Source organism: Olleya sp. UBA1516 (assembly GCF_002323495.1).
Classification (GTDB): domain Bacteria; phylum Bacteroidota; class Bacteroidia; order Flavobacteriales; family Flavobacteriaceae; genus Olleya.
The window spans coordinates 179,688-195,425 of the sequence record NZ_DCQO01000022.1 but is presented as its reverse complement, the minus strand read 5'-3'; the positions used below and the strand labels follow the sequence as shown (position 1 = coordinate 195,425).

Sequence of the window (15,738 nt, the reverse complement as noted above, 5' to 3'; positions counted from 1 at the left end):
AGGATTTTCGTAAGTAGGCTAGAACCAAGCAATAAATTATATACGGTGTTGTGCGTTCGTTATTTTTCTAATTCATTTATTGTTTCTTCCAATGCTAGAACCCAACCATTTTTAATATCATCATTATCTTTTTTTGCAATTTTCAGATTTTCATTCAAATATGGCAAAAAATCCTTGTCATTCAATTTTAATATTGATTCAAATAATAAAGTTCCATAATCTCCATTTTTAAGTTCGGAAATAATGACATCTTTTACTCTTTTGTCCATTCTATCAGCTAAACCAGCAATTGCCTCTGATTTTGTTTCAAAGTCAGAATCATTTATTCTATTCCATAAAGCGTTCCTAATATCTTCTGTGTCAATTTCGAGTTGTCTCCCAATTCCAAAAGTTGCCCAATTTCTGATATCAGAATCTTTGTCATTAGATAACTCGATTAGCGTTTTAATCGCATTCTCATTTTCTAAACAAGAAATTGCAAGAGTTAATTCAAACCTGACATCCGCAAAGTTATGAGTTTTGTATTCTATTAGTTTTGAAATCTGATTCTCATTTAAGTTCTCATTATTATGACTTATTGAAGATAAAATTGCTGATATCACTTTTGGTGATTTTTCATTTTCTAATAATCTGAAATATAAATCTACTGTTTTGTTTTGATGAAATCTTGGGTCAAAACCTAATTGAGCTAATACATAAATTCCAATAATTTTTTCTTTTTCACTTTCGGAATTAGCAAGTTTGAAAGCTCGATTATATACTTCTTTATTCGGTCTATTTCTTAATTCTCTAACATTATCCCAAAAAGTTTTTTGCGTTTTATTATTCAGCAGTCGAGTGAATATTTTTTCAGATGTCCATTTTTTTCGACTCATTTTTCTTTTTTCGAGGTTGCTGGTTAATGACGCACAACGGTTTTGTGTATGGCTCGTTGCGGAAAATCAGCTATGATTTTCCGCCGTAACCGAAAGATAGCAAATTGCAATGAATTCCGATTAGGAATTCAGCCGCAATGAGCTATACACGTTGTTGTAAAACGTTTTTTATTCCACTTTCAAATTCCGTTTTCAGTTTATTTATTTTTCTTTTATTAGCAAACCAATGAAAAGGTGAAGGACTTGAGTGAAGTCCGAACGATATGCAATTCACGAGTAAATCAGTTCCATCATAAATTATTGTCAATTGTTTTCCCCAATCAAATCCACTTGATTCTTTCCAATTCAAATTTAGAATTGTCATTTGTTGATTGCTTGAATAGATATTCCAATTATTTTTCTCCGCAATTTTTTTAATCAGATTTGTGTTTTGTCCTCTGGATATACCTTTAACTCTTTTCAGCGTGTTTAAATTCAGAATTGAGTAGATAAGCAGAGAACTAAGTATAAGCGATAAAGTAAAAAAGGTTAAAGAAATTCCAATCGGCTCATTTTTGGTCAAATCCGAATTAAATTCCATAAAACTGATAAAAGGAAAAGCAATCACAAACATTCCATAAAGGAAATATTCAGCAATTCGTTCAAGAATCCATCGCTTAAAAACTAACTTTTCAGCTTGTTTAGATTTCGGTATGTCAATTTGATTAATCAGTTTCTTGAAATGTTTTACAACAATTGAATAAACTCCCAAGGGAGTTTATTCCTATTATATATACCTACAAATCTAACGGATTTTTTATTAAGTTAAAAGTATTTGTGGCAACATGAGTGTAAATTTCTGTGGTTTTTGACGAGTTATGGCCAAGTAGTATCTGTATGTATCTTAAATCTGTACCAGATTCTAGGAGGTGCGTTGCAAAACTATGTCTTAACACATGCGGAGAAACTTTAACTTTTATTCCTGCTTTTACACCTGCATTACTTACAATTTTATAAACACTATTTGCATTATATTTTTGACCTCTAACACCTTCAAATAGATAGTCTTTTGGTTGGTACTGCTTAAAATATTGTCTTAAATCTTGTAATATGCTATGGGATAATAACGTGTAGCGATCTTTATTTCCTTTGGATCCTAAAACTTTTATTACCATACGCTTGCTATCAATGTCTTTTGGTTTTAAACTTAATAATTCGCTTCGACGTAATCCAGCCGAATAGAGTAAGCTTACAATACATTTGTGTTTTAAGTTGTTGGTGGATTCAATGATTTTTAATACTTCTATTTTGGATAATACAATTGGTAATTTGGCTTCTTTCCTTGGTCTTTCAATTGCATAAAACCGGTTTGGCATGCCTAAAACAACTTCGTAATAAAACTTTATGCTATTAATAGCTTGATTAATGTAGGAGTTGGAGTGCTTGATCTGTATTAACATTTGTATGTAGTTGCGTATGTCTACTTCATTTAAGCTATCTATATCTTTGTTTTTATGGTAGTTTATAAATCTTTCAAAACAAGACACGTAGGATTTTACTGTGTTATTAGCGTATCTTTTTAATTCTAATTTTTGAAAATAAGATTCTGGACACGATTTTAAATTTTTGGGTAAGTCTCGTTTTCTGTACCATTCTACATTAAATTCTTCATCCAATTGTTTGGATTTGGTAGTCTGAAAAAAGTATTTTCCATTAATCCAGGCAACACCTCTAAATAAATCAAATATTGCACTTAAGTTATTTGCTGTGTTTTCAATATAATGCATATTAAACTCGTCTGTCCATTTTAAATCTGGTAATTCTTTTATTAAAGAATTTAATACCTTATCAGAGTAAAATTGTAGTCCAATAAATTTTTTATTATCTATTAAAAGATGTTTTAGTGTAATATGTTTTTTTAGATCCATAGCCAATATTACTTTTATTTATGTAAATAGTTGTATATTAAACGTTTAATAAACGTATAAATAACTGCTGTATATTCTGTTTTATGGAAAAAAGCAAAACATGTCTGTCTTGTAATAAAGAGGTGTCAGGACGATCGGATAAAAAATTTTGTGATGCTTATTGCAAAAGCTCTTTTCATTATAATAAAATGATAGAGGATACACCTAAATTTTATAGTCGTGTAGACAAACAATTAAAGCTAAATAGACGTATTTTAAAAATTTATAACAAAGCAGGAAAAGTTACAGTTAGAACTAACGTATTATTGGATTTAGGTTTTGATCCCAATTTTTTTACCCATTACTGGAAAAACAATAAAGACGAGGTGTATTTGTTTGTTTACGAGTTTGGTTTTATGAAAAAAAAGGAGAGCGGAATAGAGAAGTATGTATTGGTAAAATGGCAAGATTATATGCTTAAAAAGTAACTGTAGTACAATATTAAACAGAATGCAAATAGTGTTTAAACAAAAAAAGCCTCACAATTTGCGAGGCTTTTTTTAGCAATTAAGTCTTATTTTAAAGTAATAGGAAACTCCACAACAGTAGTATCCCATCCAATTTTTAAGTGTACTGTGTTTTTAGATGCTTCGTATAACGCGATAGACAGGTTTTCAATTTCTGTATCACTTTCAGTAACAGCTACGCTTACACTAGCAACATCGTTACTTTCGTCATAACCGTAATTTCCCCAACCATCTAAACCAGTATTTAGTTTAAGTGTCCACTCGTTAGCAGTAGGGATGATTATTATAGAATATCTTCCAGCTTTTACCGTTTTTCCGCCAACAGTAACATCGTTTAAAAATAATATCTCAGTAGACTCATTAGCACCAACTCGCCATGCTTCTCCAAATTTTAATAAACCTCCAAAAATGTCTCTCCCTTTTTTTGCAGGTCTAGAGTAAGTTACTCTAATTTGTGGCTCCATTGCGGCTTGCTTAGCTTCATCTTTTTCAAACGCTCGTTTTGGTGCATTTTCTGGATAATAGGCACGATCCATTGGGCTTTTGTCCATTTTAGCAAACTCTTGTGCATTGACAGTCGTTCCTGTTAATACAACAGCGATAATAAATAGTAATTTTTTCATTTTAGTTTTTGTTTAAATTAATTATGTTCTCGGTTTTTATTTCTGAAAGTTTTTCAAGCACATCAGCTTCATATAATTTAGGTAGCGTTTGTAATGCTGTACCAACATCTGCTTTGTAATTTATATAATCCTGAAACGTTATGCCATCAATAACACGACTGTTATAAGCACTTCTAAATCTTACACCACCTTCATTGACATGATAACTGTAGGCTAAATAGTCAATTTTATTAGTGTCCTTATTTATCCAATAATAAAACTGGTCGTCAAAGTCTTGTCCACCACCTGCTTCATTAAAAGTAATTTGTATGACTGCATAGTCTTTGTTTTTTATAGTAGTAGCTTCAATATAACTAGCGTTAACAGCAGGATCATTTAATTTGTAAGGTAACATAGCAAAATAAATAACCGAGTTTATCGCTCCTGAGCTATCCACAATTTCCTTTTCCGTTAGTGTAACTGCTTTGTTATTTAAAAGTCTTGAAAATGTAGTGTTAGTCAATATATCTTGGATCGTATCGTTGTCCTTTATATACGTTTTTATGTATTTATAATTAGAGCCATCATTTTTAAATTGATACTGCTTATCTCTAAAAGTAAACGCATAATGTGCAGTTTGGTATAAGTCGCCACCATGAGCCAAAATAGTTTTATTTATAATTTGCTGCGCTTTACTAAGGGTAGTCGTTGTTACTGTTGTACTATCTATGACTGTTGCAGTATTACTAGTGTTACGCTCTTTACAAGACGTGTTTAGGACTAATAATAGTAGTATAATAACAGGTCTTAAAATGGTCATTGGTTAATTTTTAGATGAAATTACAATTTTTGTCGTTTTAAAAACAAGACCTTTCAGTTAATTAGTAAAATTTTATGATAGCTTCCATCTTGGATATGTATGTCGAAGTGTTTAAAATGTACTTAAAAATTTTACTTTTGTAACATGGTAGATAATTTTGAAAACGAATATTTTGGTATAGGTATCCAAAACGGAAAAACACCAGAAAACTTAGGTGTCCTTTGGCGTACTGCACAAAATTTAGGTGCTAGCTATATTTTTACAATTGGTAATAGGTATGCTAAACAAGCTTGCGATACGCATAATGCAGTCAAGTCTATGCCATATTTTCATTATGATACCTTTCAGGATTTTTATGATAACATCCCAAAAGGTGCGCGATTAGTAGGTGTGGAACTGGATGATACAGCTGTAGATCTAGAAACCTTCCATCATCCTAGACGTTGTGTCTATTTATTAGGTGCAGAGGATCATGGATTATCTAAACAAGCGATAGATAAAAGCCATTTTTTGGTTAAATTTAAGTCGCAATTAAGCTTAAATGTATCTGTTGCAGGAAGTATTGTGATGTATGATAGAGGAATAAACAAACCAAGGTCGTAACTTTGCGGTCTATTAAATAAGATTAAGATGGCACATAAAGCAGGTTTTGTAAATATTATTGGTAATCCAAACGTAGGTAAGTCAACACTTATGAATGCCTTTGTAGGCGAAAAATTGTCTATAATTACCTCTAAGGCACAAACCACAAGACATAGGATTTTAGGGATTGTTAATGGTGAAGATTTTCAGGTAATACTAAGTGATACACCAGGAATAATTAAACCAGCTTACGAGCTGCAAGCCTCTATGATGGATTTTGTTAAGTCCGCTTTTGATGATGCAGACATCCTTATTTATATGGTAGAAATTGGTGAAAAAGAATTAAAAGACGAAGCGTTTTTTAATAAAATTACCAATGCTAAAATCCCTGTTTTATTACTTTTAAACAAAATTGATAAATCTAATCAAGAGCAGTTAGAAGAGCAAGTACAATCTTGGGCTACTAAAGTACCAAATGCAGAGATTATTGCTATTTCGGCTTTAGAAGGGTTTAATGTAAAAGAGGTTTTTGATCGTATTATCGAATTATTGCCAGAATCTCCAGCATTTTATCCAAAGGATCAATTAACAGACAAGCCAGAACGCTTTTTTATAAACGAAACCATTCGAGAAAAAATCTTAATGCATTATAAAAAGGAAATCCCTTATGCAGTAGAGATTGATACGGAAGAGTTTTTTGAAGAAGACCAAATAATCAGGGTAAGATCTGTAATTATGGTGGAGCGCGAAACCCAAAAAGGGATTATAATTGGACATAAAGGAAGCGCTTTAAAACGTGTAGGTGTAGAGGCTAGAAAGGATCTAGAAAAATTCTTTGGTAAGCAAATTCACTTAGAGCTTTATGTAAAAGTTAATAAAAATTGGAGAAGCAACCAACGTCAGTTAAAACGTTTTGGTTACAATCAGTAGCATATTTTAATGTAATCGTTGCTTTGACTTAACTTTAGGTTAAACTTGATGTTTCACTTTTATGGTTTATAAAAAAACCAACTAAAAATGAAACATTTAAAAAAGTCAGTACTATTATTTTCAGCCTTAACATTATTCCATTGTGCAAACGATGATGACGCTTCAGTAGATTTACCAACAGTAAATACAGCAGTTAATTTTACTTATAAAACCACAATTAATGTTGGAGGTGAGGCTGCTGCCGAAATTTCTGCATATGATAAAACAACAAAAAAGTTGTTTGTTACTAATGCTGAAAGTAATGAGATTTCTATTTACAACCTTACAGATTTAGAACTACCAATGCAAGAAGCATCCATTAGCTTAAATGGTTTTGGTGCACCTAATAGTGTAGCGGTTTTTGATGGTAAGTTAGCAGTAGCTGTTGAGGCTTCAATTAAACAAAATCCAGGACAAATAAGAGTGTATAATACTGCTGATGCGTCTTTAAATAATACTTATACAGTTGGTGCGTTACCAGATATGGTTACATTTTCTAAAGATGGTAATTTTATTTTATCAGCTAATGAAGGCGAGCCAAATGGAGATTATACCAACGATCCCATGGGAACGGTAAGTATTATCGATTTAAATAATAATACAGTTACCACATTAGATTTTACAAGTTTTAATAGCCAAGAGGCTACTTTGGAAGCCAATCACTTTAGAGTAACAGGATTAAATGCAGATCTAGCAAAAGACGTTGAGCCAGAATATATTACAGTGTCAGAAGACTCGCAGACAGCTTGGGTATCTCTTCAAGAAAATAACGGAATTGCAAAAATTAACCTGCTAACAAAAACCATTGAAGCTATTTTTCCTTTAGGTTATAAAGACCACATGTTGCCTCAAAATAGTTTGGATGCTAGTAATGAGGATGGCGTAACCCAACTTAAAAATTGGCCAGTTAGAGGTTTGTACCAACCAGATGCTATTGTATCTGTTAGAATAAACGGAACAGATTATGTGATTTCTGCTAATGAAGGTGATGCAAGAGAATATGAAGGTACTCCTGGTTATATTGACATTGACAGAGTTAAAGATTTAACTTTAGATGCGACTATGTTCCCAGTGTCAGAGGATTATCAAAACGAAGCTAATTTAGGACGATTAAATGTGATGTTGTCTGAAGGCGATATTGATAACGATGGTGATTATGACTATTTGTATAGTTATGGTGCACGTTCGTTTTCTATCTGGAGTGCAAATGGTGCTTTAGTGTATGATAGTGGTAATAGTATTGCAACGCAAACCTTAGCAGCTACTCCAGCAACTTTTAATGATGAGGATAAACGAAGCGATGATAAAGGTGCAGAACCAGAAAGTGTTGATGTTTTAAATATTGGTAACCAACGTTATATTTTATTTGTTGGCTTAGAGCGTACAGACCAAATTATGGTGTATGATATTACTAATCCAAATGCACCTGTGTTTTTATCCATTTTATCACATGCTGGAGACGAGGCTCCAGAAGGCTTGTTAGCTATTCCTGCAGCAGATAGCCCAACAGGAAAAGACTTGCTAGTTGTGTCTAACGAGGATAGTGGTACAGTAACCTTTTACGAAAATCAACAATAAGATATATAAGATATAATCGAATTTTTAAAAAAAGCTTCAGTGTAAACTGAAGCTTTTTTTATTCATCTAAAACACTACTCATAAACGTGTAAAGTGCTGTCATTTCTTTTTGGTTAGACGTTTTACTTAAACGTCCAGAAAAATACAATATAAACCATAGTATAACCATACCAATTAGTCCCCAAACTTGTAATTGATAGTCTACTTTTAAGGCATAATTGGAGTAAGCCCAAATACAAAATGCTATAAATAATCCAGCAACTAAAAAATGTAAAAACATAAATAATGTCCAAACTGTAGGATTGGGACCAAAAAGCCCATACAATTGACTTTTGTTGTTTTCTAGATCATTTATCTCTAAATGTAATTGTGGTGACCAAAATTGTTGTTGCGCTTTTGGTAATTTAATAAACACATGATCATCCACTCTGGAGACTATAAATTGCTTCTGGTCCAGTCGTTTAGCTTCAAAAGCTTCTAAAACAGACGTATGTGATTTATTTAATTCTATCTTAAATCGTGGTCGCAGCACGACTTCATTTAAATTTTCGTTCATAATTATCTCATAATGAAAGTAAAATACTATTTTTTCTCAAACTAAACACTACCTTTGCACTCGCTTACAGGATATGTAATGCATAAAAAAACAAAGATATGGGTAATATAGTAGCTATTGTAGGAAGACCAAATGTTGGTAAATCAACTTTTTTTAATCGTTTAATTCAACGTCGTGAGGCAATTGTGGATGCTGTTAGTGGTGTTACAAGAGATAGACATTATGGTAAAAGTGATTGGAACGGAAAAGAATTTTCGTTAATCGATACAGGAGGATATGTAAAAGGAAGTGATGATGTTTTTGAAGCAGAAATCGATAAACAAGTTGTTTTAGCTATTGAAGAAGCAGATGCCATTATTTTTATGGTAAATGTGGAAGATGGTGTAACAGGAATGGATGAGGATGTTGCAAGATTACTGCGTAAAGTTACAAAACCTGTCTTTTTAGTAGTTAATAAAGTAGATAATGGTAAGCGTGAAGAAGATGCTGTCGAGTTTTATAACTTAGGACTTGGTGAATACCACACTATTGCTAGTATTAACGGAAGTGGTACTGGAGATTTATTAGATGCTTTAGTAGCAGCATTACCAGAAGTAGAAGAGGAGGAAGAGGAAGTAGATGCTATACCACGTTTTGCAGTAGTTGGTCGTCCTAATGCTGGAAAGTCATCGTTTATAAACGCCTTAATTGGTGAAGATAGATATATTGTTACAGATATAGCTGGTACAACCAGAGACTCTATTGATACAAAATATAACCGTTTTGGATTTGAATTTAATCTAGTAGATACTGCAGGTATTAGAAAAAAATCTAAGGTAAAAGAAGACTTAGAGTTTTACTCTGTAATGAGAAGCGTACGTGCTATTGAGCATTCTGACGTTTGTCTTTTAGTAGTTGATGCTACCAGAGGATTTGATGGACAAGTACAAAATATATTTTGGTTAGCACAACGTAACAGAAAAGGTATTGTAGTGCTAATAAATAAATGGGATTTAGTAGAAAAAGACCACAAGTCAACTATCGAATTTGAAAAATACATCAAAACACAATTAGAGCCTTTTACTGATGTGCCAATTGTATTTATTTCGGTATTAACTAAGCAACGTATTTATAAAGCTATTGAAACCGCTGTTGAGGTGTACCAAAACCGATCTAAGCGTATCAAAACTAGCGAGCTTAATGAGACTTTATTACCTATCATAGATAATTATCCACCACCAGCTTATAAAGGTAAATTTGTTAAAATTAAATACGTAATGCAATTGCCAACACCACAACCGCAATTTGCTTTTTTCTGTAACTTACCACAATACGTGCGTGAAGGATACAAGCGTTATTTAGAAAACAAATTACGTGAGTTGTATGACTTTAAAGGTGTGCCAATTAGCGTTTACATGCGTAAAAAATAATTTTAAGGAAATTTTAAGTTTCTTTTAAGACTAAAGATAATATTACAAGGTTACTTTCGTTTTTGAAAATAAAGAGCTACTAATCAGGCTTTATAACATCAACCAAAAACCAATGCGTAATCTAATCATTATCACAGCACTGCTGTGTACCGCTTTTTCATTTAGTCAATCCAAAGAATTTATTATAACAGGTCAGGTGCTTGATGACTTAGATCAAGCACCTTTAGAAGCCGCAACGGTTTATCTAGAGCGTGTCAAAGATAGTAGTTTAGTAACTTATACTATTACAGATAAAAATGGCGCTTTTAGTTTAGAAGATGCTAGTGCTGAAGAAAATTTAAACCTTCTAGTGTCTTACGTAGGTTACCAATCTTACAAGAAACAAATAGCTATCAAAGCAGGTGGAACCATTAATTTGGGTAAAATTAATTTGCAAATTAGTAATGCCTTAGATGAGGTAGTTATCAAGTCTTCAGCTCCTGTAACTATTAAAAAAGATACTTTAGAGTTTAATGTAAATTCATTTAAAACCAAAAAAGACGCAACTGTAGAGGATTTACTAAAACAATTACCAGGTGTCGAAATTGACGAAGAAGGTAAGATTAAAGTTAACGGTAAAGAGGTTAATAAAATATTGGTAAACGGTAAACCCTTTTTTGGAAACGATCCTTCTATTACAATAAAAAACTTAACTAAAGAGATTATTGAAAAAATCCAAGTTGTTGATACCAAAACAAAAAGTGAAGCCTTTACAGGAGAAGAAGGAGATAAAGAAAACAAAACCATAAACTTAACCATAAAAGAAGAAAACAATAAAGGTGTTTTTGGACGTGTTGCAGCAGGAGTTGGGACAGATAAAAGGTATGAGTTTGCCGGAATGTTTAATAGGTTTGACAACGACCAACGTATTAGCGTTTTAGTTGGTGGTAATAACATAAACTCGCCAGGATTTAGTTTTGGTGAAATCGAAAAAATGTTTGGTAGTGGTGGAAGCCGAAGTTGGGATAGCAATGGTTCTTTTAGTATTAACGGAAGACAATTTGGAGGTGGTCAAGGGATTACAACCTCTAAATTAGCAGGAGCCAATTATGCAGATGCTTTAAGCGAAAAAACAGAAGTTGCTGCAGATTATTTTTTCTCAAACAGTAACTCTGAAAACGAAACGTCTTCCCAAAGGGAAACTATTTTATCAGATTCTAGATATTTTTCTAATTCTAGATCTCGCTCAAATAACGATACACAAAGTCATACTGTAAATTCGGATTTTGAAATAAAAATTGACACTACATTTTTTATAAACATCAAACCATCTTTTGCTTACTCAAAAAGTACAACAGATTATACTAGTCAAGACGAAACTTTAGATGAGGATAGAGCGTTAACCAACCAATCTACATTATCATCGTTTGTAGATAATCGCGTTAAAAACTTTTCAAATGAAATTAGCGTTACTAAAAAGTTTGGTAATAAAGGTGCCTATTTAAGATTTGGATTGGATAACAGTTTTAATAATAGCGAAAGTGAAGACTTTATAAATTCTAATACCGAAGTGTTTGGATCAAGTCCAGAAACTATTAACCGAAACCAATTTACTGATGGTGATAATACTAGCAACAATTTACAAACAGATATAAGCTATAGATTGCCAATTATTGAAAAAGAATTTTTTGTAAGTTTTGATTATGAATACCAACGTAATAAAGACGAAAACAAACAAAGTACCTTTGATTATAACTCTGGTACAGATAATTATGATGCTTTTAATGAACTGTTAAGTACAGATTTTGAATACACAGATATTAAAAGCGCACCAGGAGTTAGCTTAAGTTATAATAAAGAAAAATGGTCTGCTAGAGTAGGTGCAGATTACGTGTCTAGAACTTTGAAAAATCAAGATGGATTACGACCGCAATTTAATGTTGAAAGAGATTTTAAAGCAGTCGAGCTAAGGTCTAATTTTAATTATAGATTTAGTAAAAAGGCTTCTATTTATGCCAATTATAGACTATCAAATAGACCTCCATCTTTAAGACAATTACAAGCGTTTGAGGATGTGTCAAACCCATTAAATACAGTTGTTGGTAATCCTAATCTAGAGCCAACTAATGAGCATAGTTTTTACATGGGCTTTAATGCTTATAATTGGCAAGAACGTTCTGGTTTTTACATGTATGCTAATATTTCTAGAAGCCAAAATGCAGTCGTGTCTAGAACAACAATTGATCCAGCAACTTTAAAACGTATTACTACTTATGACAATGTAGACGGTAATCAAAGTGGGTATTTTGGAGTGGATTATAGTAAAAAGTTTAAAATAGACTCTTTACAATCTGTAAGATTTAAAATTGGTAACTGGTCAAACTTTTCAAAAAATATAAACTATAATAATGACGTGCAATACGCAAGTAATGTATTGGTGTTTAATCCAAACTTTGGGATTGATTATGTTTATAATACTATTTTTGAGTTTAAACCACGTTACCGAATTTCATTTTCAAATAATAAATACGATATTGAAGCTTTTGAAGATAGAAACTTTACATCTCATAATTTAGATTTAAATACTGCATTTTTTCTTCCAAAAGGTTTAGAATGGCGAAATGATGTCACCTATAATTATAATCCAAATATAGCAGATGGTTTTCAAAAAGATGCTTGGTTTTGGAATGCTAGTGTAGCGTATTCAGTATTAAAAGATAAAGGGTTAGTCACGCTAAAAGTTTATGATTTATTAAATCAAAATACCAACGCAAGACGTACAGCTACTAATGACTATATACAGGATACGCAAAGTACTGTATTACGTCAATACTTTATGCTTAACTTTAGTTGGAAGTTTAATAGTTTAGGGTCTAAGGGAGAATCTAGAGATAATGGTATGTATTACATGGATTAATTAATCCATAACCTACATAAAGTCTATAATAAAAAAAAGCAGCTTACCTTAAAATGTAAGCTGCTTTTGTGTTGTATAATATGTGTTTAGTTAATGTGGATTGTTAATAATGGTTTAGTATTTTTAGTTCATGCAGTTATTTTAATCCAAAGTGATTTATAGGACCATTTCCATGTCCTAAAATTTTGTTTTTACCATTAGTAATAGCAACGTTTATGTATTCACAAGCTTGCTTAACAGCATACTCTAAATCATCGTCTTTGCTTAAAAATGCAGCTATACTTGACGATAAACTACAACCAGTACCATGTGTATTATTTGTGTTTATTCTTGGGTTTTTAAACACAGATAATGTATCAGTTGAAAAATTGTACAATACATCAAACATATCGTCTGAAGTATCTTCTAAATGACCACCTTTTAATAATACAGATGTTTTAAACGTTAGGGCAATATCTTTTGCAGCAGCTTTAACGTTGTTTTTATGGATTACATATCCAATTAATGTTTCTGCTTCCTTGCTATTTGGTGTAATTAACAATGCTTTTGGCAATAATTTTTTTAAGCAATCTATAGCTTGGTCTGTAATTAACTTGTCGCCTGATGTTGCTATCATTACAGGATCTATTACAACGTTTTTTGTATGGTATTCAGCTAATTTTATACCAACAATTTCTATTACTTCACAGGAATGGAGCATGCCTATTTTTATGGCATCAAAATTAATATCTGAAAACACAGCATCTAGTTGGTTTTCAATATGCAAAATAGGCATTGGATGTATATCAAAGACACCTTTGGTATTTTGCGCTGTAGATGCAGTTATAACACTTGCTGCAAATGCGCCACATGCCGAAATACTTTTGATATCAGCCTGTATTCCTGCGCAACCACCAGAGTCGCTACCAGCAATAGTTAATACACTTTTGTAGGGTGTTTTTATATTTTCCATGATTCTTTATTATAAGCACTATCCCAAAACATCCATTCTAATTTTGAAGCTTTTTCAAAAGCTTTATTCATGTTATTTATACTTTCTTGTGATGCTTTAATGGTATGCTTGTTAGTTATTTCAATTGCACTTTTTACTGAATTTGCAAATGCTTCTCCACCATAGGTATTAATCCAATCTTGGTATGGATTGTTGTTTTTATTTGTCTGATTGGCTAAGATGTAATCTCCAATCTGTTGGTAAATAGTAAAACATGGAAGCACAGCTGCAAGACCTTCTTCTAAAGATTTAGTATGTGCCATACGCGATAAGTAACTTATATAAAGTTCGCGCGTAATTGAAGCTTCATTTGTAATAGTTTTTTGATTAAGAAAATTTTGATGCAAGGCATTTTCTACATTTATGATTCCTGTGGCTGCATTCAAAAAAAACTGTGTATCATTTTCATCAGAACATTTTATACCTATTTGTGCCAAAATCTTTTTGTATTCAGATAAATAAATAGCGTCTTGATTTATATAAAAATAAAATATGTCTTTTGGAAGCGTTCCAGCCATAAGCTCTTGTATAAAACTATGCGCTTTTATCTGTTCTAAAATGTGTGCTGTTTTTAAATTTATTTTTTCGTACCAGTTTGACATATAATTTCTTTTAATTGTGCTGTTGCTTGTTCTGGATTGTCAGCTTGTGAAATAGCCGAAACTATTGCTACACCATCTGATCCATGTTGTATTATGCTTGCAGTATTTTTGTTGTTGATACCTCCAATACAAATAATAGGTATGCTGCATATTTTTTTTATTTCTTTTAAGCCTGCAATACCTATAGGCGAGTCTAAATCTTTTGTTTTTGTATTAGTATTAAAAATTGGAGATATGCCAATATAATTCACGTCTAGATGGTTAGCTTCCAAAGCTTGTTTTATATTGCTTACAGACCAACCTATAATTTTGTTTTTGCCCAATAACTTACGAGCAAGTCCTACAGGCATATCTTTTTGACCAATATGCACACCATTTGCATCTATAGCTAAAGCAATATCTATTCTGTCATTTATAATAAGTGGAATCTTGTATTTTAAACAAAGATTTTTTACAGCTAAGGCTCGAATATAAAATGCTTTTGTATTTAGTTTTTTTTCTCTTAATTGAACTATGCTCACACCACCTTTTAAACTGGATTCTAAAACCTTTAAAAACGCTGTATTGTCAGTTATTCGTTCATCAGTAACATACATTAGTGAATAATCTTGCTGTTTCATTCTTTATTAGAAATTTGGTATAAAGCATCAAGAAAATTTACTTGAAAACTTCCAGTACCATGTGATATTTTATCAACCATATTTCCAGCTTTTCCCATTAATTCCATTGCCATATGTGAAGCCACATGGTAGTTTGTGTTTACAGCTACACAAGATCCAATGATGCTAGTAGCAGTGCAACCCATTCCGGTAACTTTGGCCATAATAGGTTTTCCTTTGGTTACTTTATCCATAAGCTCTCCAGTAATAATATAATCTACTGCACCACTTATAACAATGGTACTATTTAATTTTTTTGAAAGCTCTTGAGCTGCATTTAATGCGTTTTCTGAACTTATTGTACTATCAACACCTTTAGTATTATTGCTTAATTGAGTTAATGCTAAAATTTCTGATGCATTTCCTCTAATAACCGAAGGTTTATATTGTTCAATAATTCTTAGAGCAGTTTTAGTTCTGTATGAAGAAGCGCCTACACCTACAGGGTCAAAAACAACTGGTATATTAAGTTGGTTTGCTTTTTTAATGGCTAATTCCATTGCTTCAACCCACTTTGGGCTTAGTGTTCCCATATTAATGACCAAAGCTGAAGCAATGGAAGTAATATCTTCGACCTCTTCAATTGCATGTGCCATTACAGGTGATGCGCCAATAGCAAGTAAAGCATTGGCAGTAGTGTTCATCACGACATAGTTGGTGATGTTATGAACTAAAGGTGCCTGTGCTTTTAATTCATTTAAAATTTTGTTGAGTTGTTGTTTTTTAGACATAGTATTTATTGTCAATTTTTATAATAAAAAAAGCCACTTTCGTAGCTGCGAAAGT

The 15,738-nt window shown here is 32.0% G+C and carries 16 protein-coding genes; 6 read left to right on the top strand and 10 right to left on the bottom strand.

Going from position 1 to position 15,738, the window contains the following annotated elements:
- Positions 1-59: 59 nt before the first annotated feature.
- The 3 genes from B2989_RS15160 to xerA all read right to left on the bottom strand — a co-directional run bounded on the left by B2989_RS15160 (position 60) and on the right by xerA (position 2,782).
- On the bottom strand, positions 60-875 hold the full coding sequence (locus tag B2989_RS15160; RefSeq protein WP_292950100.1) for a hypothetical protein: 816 nt from the start codon (positions 873-875) through the stop codon (positions 60-62).
- A 142-nt stretch (positions 876-1,017) separates the two neighbouring features.
- A complete protein-coding gene (locus B2989_RS15155; RefSeq protein WP_292950098.1) occupies positions 1,018-1,626 on the bottom strand; it encodes a hypothetical protein in 609 nt (202 codons plus the stop codon).
- 25 nt (positions 1,627-1,651) lie between these two features.
- On the bottom strand, positions 1,652-2,782 hold the full coding sequence (xerA, locus tag B2989_RS15150; RefSeq protein ID WP_292950096.1) for a site-specific tyrosine recombinase/integron integrase: 1,131 nt from the start codon (positions 2,780-2,782) through the stop codon (positions 1,652-1,654).
- A gap of 83 nt (positions 2,783-2,865) precedes the next feature.
- Here xerA and B2989_RS15145 point away from each other — a divergent pair, with 83 nt between their 5' ends.
- Positions 2,866-3,249, top strand: coding sequence for a hypothetical protein (locus B2989_RS15145; RefSeq protein WP_292950094.1), 384 nt, complete (start codon positions 2,866-2,868; stop codon positions 3,247-3,249).
- A gap of 86 nt (positions 3,250-3,335) precedes the next feature.
- Here the strand turns inward: B2989_RS15145 and B2989_RS15140 are convergent, their stop codons facing one another.
- Both B2989_RS15140 and B2989_RS15135 read right to left on the bottom strand, forming a co-directional pair.
- Positions 3,336-3,911 carry a DUF2911 domain-containing protein gene (locus B2989_RS15140; protein ID WP_292950092.1) on the bottom strand — a complete coding sequence of 192 codons (576 nt, stop codon included), beginning with the start codon at positions 3,909-3,911 and terminating at the stop codon, positions 3,336-3,338.
- 1 nt (position 3,912) lies between these two features.
- Positions 3,913-4,710 (bottom strand): DUF6503 family protein, encoded by a 798-nt coding sequence (locus B2989_RS15135; RefSeq protein WP_292950090.1) that lies wholly within the window; start codon positions 4,708-4,710, stop codon positions 3,913-3,915.
- Between the two features lie 144 nt (positions 4,711-4,854).
- Here B2989_RS15135 and B2989_RS15130 point away from each other — a divergent pair, with 144 nt between their 5' ends.
- The 3 genes from B2989_RS15130 to B2989_RS15120 all read left to right on the top strand — a co-directional run bounded on the left by B2989_RS15130 (position 4,855) and on the right by B2989_RS15120 (position 7,839).
- Entirely contained in the window at positions 4,855-5,313 is a 459-nt protein-coding gene (locus tag B2989_RS15130; protein ID WP_292950088.1) for an RNA methyltransferase, read from the top strand.
- Positions 5,314-5,340: 27 nt separating this feature from the next.
- Positions 5,341-6,222 (top strand): GTPase Era, encoded by an 882-nt coding sequence (era, locus tag B2989_RS15125; RefSeq protein ID WP_145003005.1) that lies wholly within the window; start codon positions 5,341-5,343, stop codon positions 6,220-6,222.
- A gap of 87 nt (positions 6,223-6,309) precedes the next feature.
- Positions 6,310-7,839, top strand: a complete 1,530-nt coding sequence (locus B2989_RS15120; protein ID WP_292950085.1) for a choice-of-anchor I family protein — start codon at positions 6,310-6,312, stop codon at positions 7,837-7,839.
- Between the two features lie 58 nt (positions 7,840-7,897).
- Here the strand turns inward: B2989_RS15120 and B2989_RS15115 are convergent, their stop codons facing one another.
- Complete coding sequence (locus B2989_RS15115) at positions 7,898-8,395, bottom strand: GTP-binding protein (protein ID WP_292950083.1); 498 nt, start codon at positions 8,393-8,395, stop codon at positions 7,898-7,900.
- 98 nt (positions 8,396-8,493) lie between these two features.
- Here B2989_RS15115 and der point away from each other — a divergent pair, with 98 nt between their 5' ends.
- Positions 8,494-9,804: a ribosome biogenesis GTPase Der gene (gene der, locus B2989_RS15110; protein WP_145002996.1), complete on the top strand. Its 1,311-nt coding sequence runs from the start codon at positions 8,494-8,496 to the stop codon at positions 9,802-9,804.
- Between the two features lie 112 nt (positions 9,805-9,916).
- Positions 9,917-12,700 carry a TonB-dependent receptor gene (locus tag B2989_RS15105; protein WP_292950081.1) on the top strand — a complete coding sequence of 928 codons (2,784 nt, stop codon included), beginning with the start codon at positions 9,917-9,919 and terminating at the stop codon, positions 12,698-12,700.
- A 136-nt stretch (positions 12,701-12,836) separates the two neighbouring features.
- On the opposite strand, the gene thiD is transcribed toward B2989_RS15105, so the two are convergent.
- The 4 genes from thiD to thiM are packed head-to-tail and all read right to left on the bottom strand — an operon-like array spanning position 12,837 to position 15,683.
- On the bottom strand, positions 12,837-13,652 hold the full coding sequence (gene thiD / locus B2989_RS15100; protein ID WP_292950079.1) for a bifunctional hydroxymethylpyrimidine kinase/phosphomethylpyrimidine kinase: 816 nt from the start codon (positions 13,650-13,652) through the stop codon (positions 12,837-12,839).
- Positions 13,640-14,293 carry a thiaminase II gene (tenA, locus tag B2989_RS15095; protein WP_292950077.1) on the bottom strand — a complete coding sequence of 218 codons (654 nt, stop codon included), beginning with the start codon at positions 14,291-14,293 and terminating at the stop codon, positions 13,640-13,642. Before tenA ends, thiD begins: the two co-directional genes overlap by 13 nt.
- Positions 14,269-14,913, bottom strand: coding sequence for a thiamine phosphate synthase (gene thiE / locus B2989_RS15090; protein ID WP_292950075.1), 645 nt, complete (start codon positions 14,911-14,913; stop codon positions 14,269-14,271). Before thiE ends, tenA begins: the two co-directional genes overlap by 25 nt.
- Entirely contained in the window at positions 14,910-15,683 is a 774-nt protein-coding gene (gene thiM, locus B2989_RS15085) for a hydroxyethylthiazole kinase (protein ID WP_292950073.1), read from the bottom strand. Before thiM ends, thiE begins: the two co-directional genes overlap by 4 nt.
- Positions 15,684-15,738 lie beyond the last annotated feature (55 nt).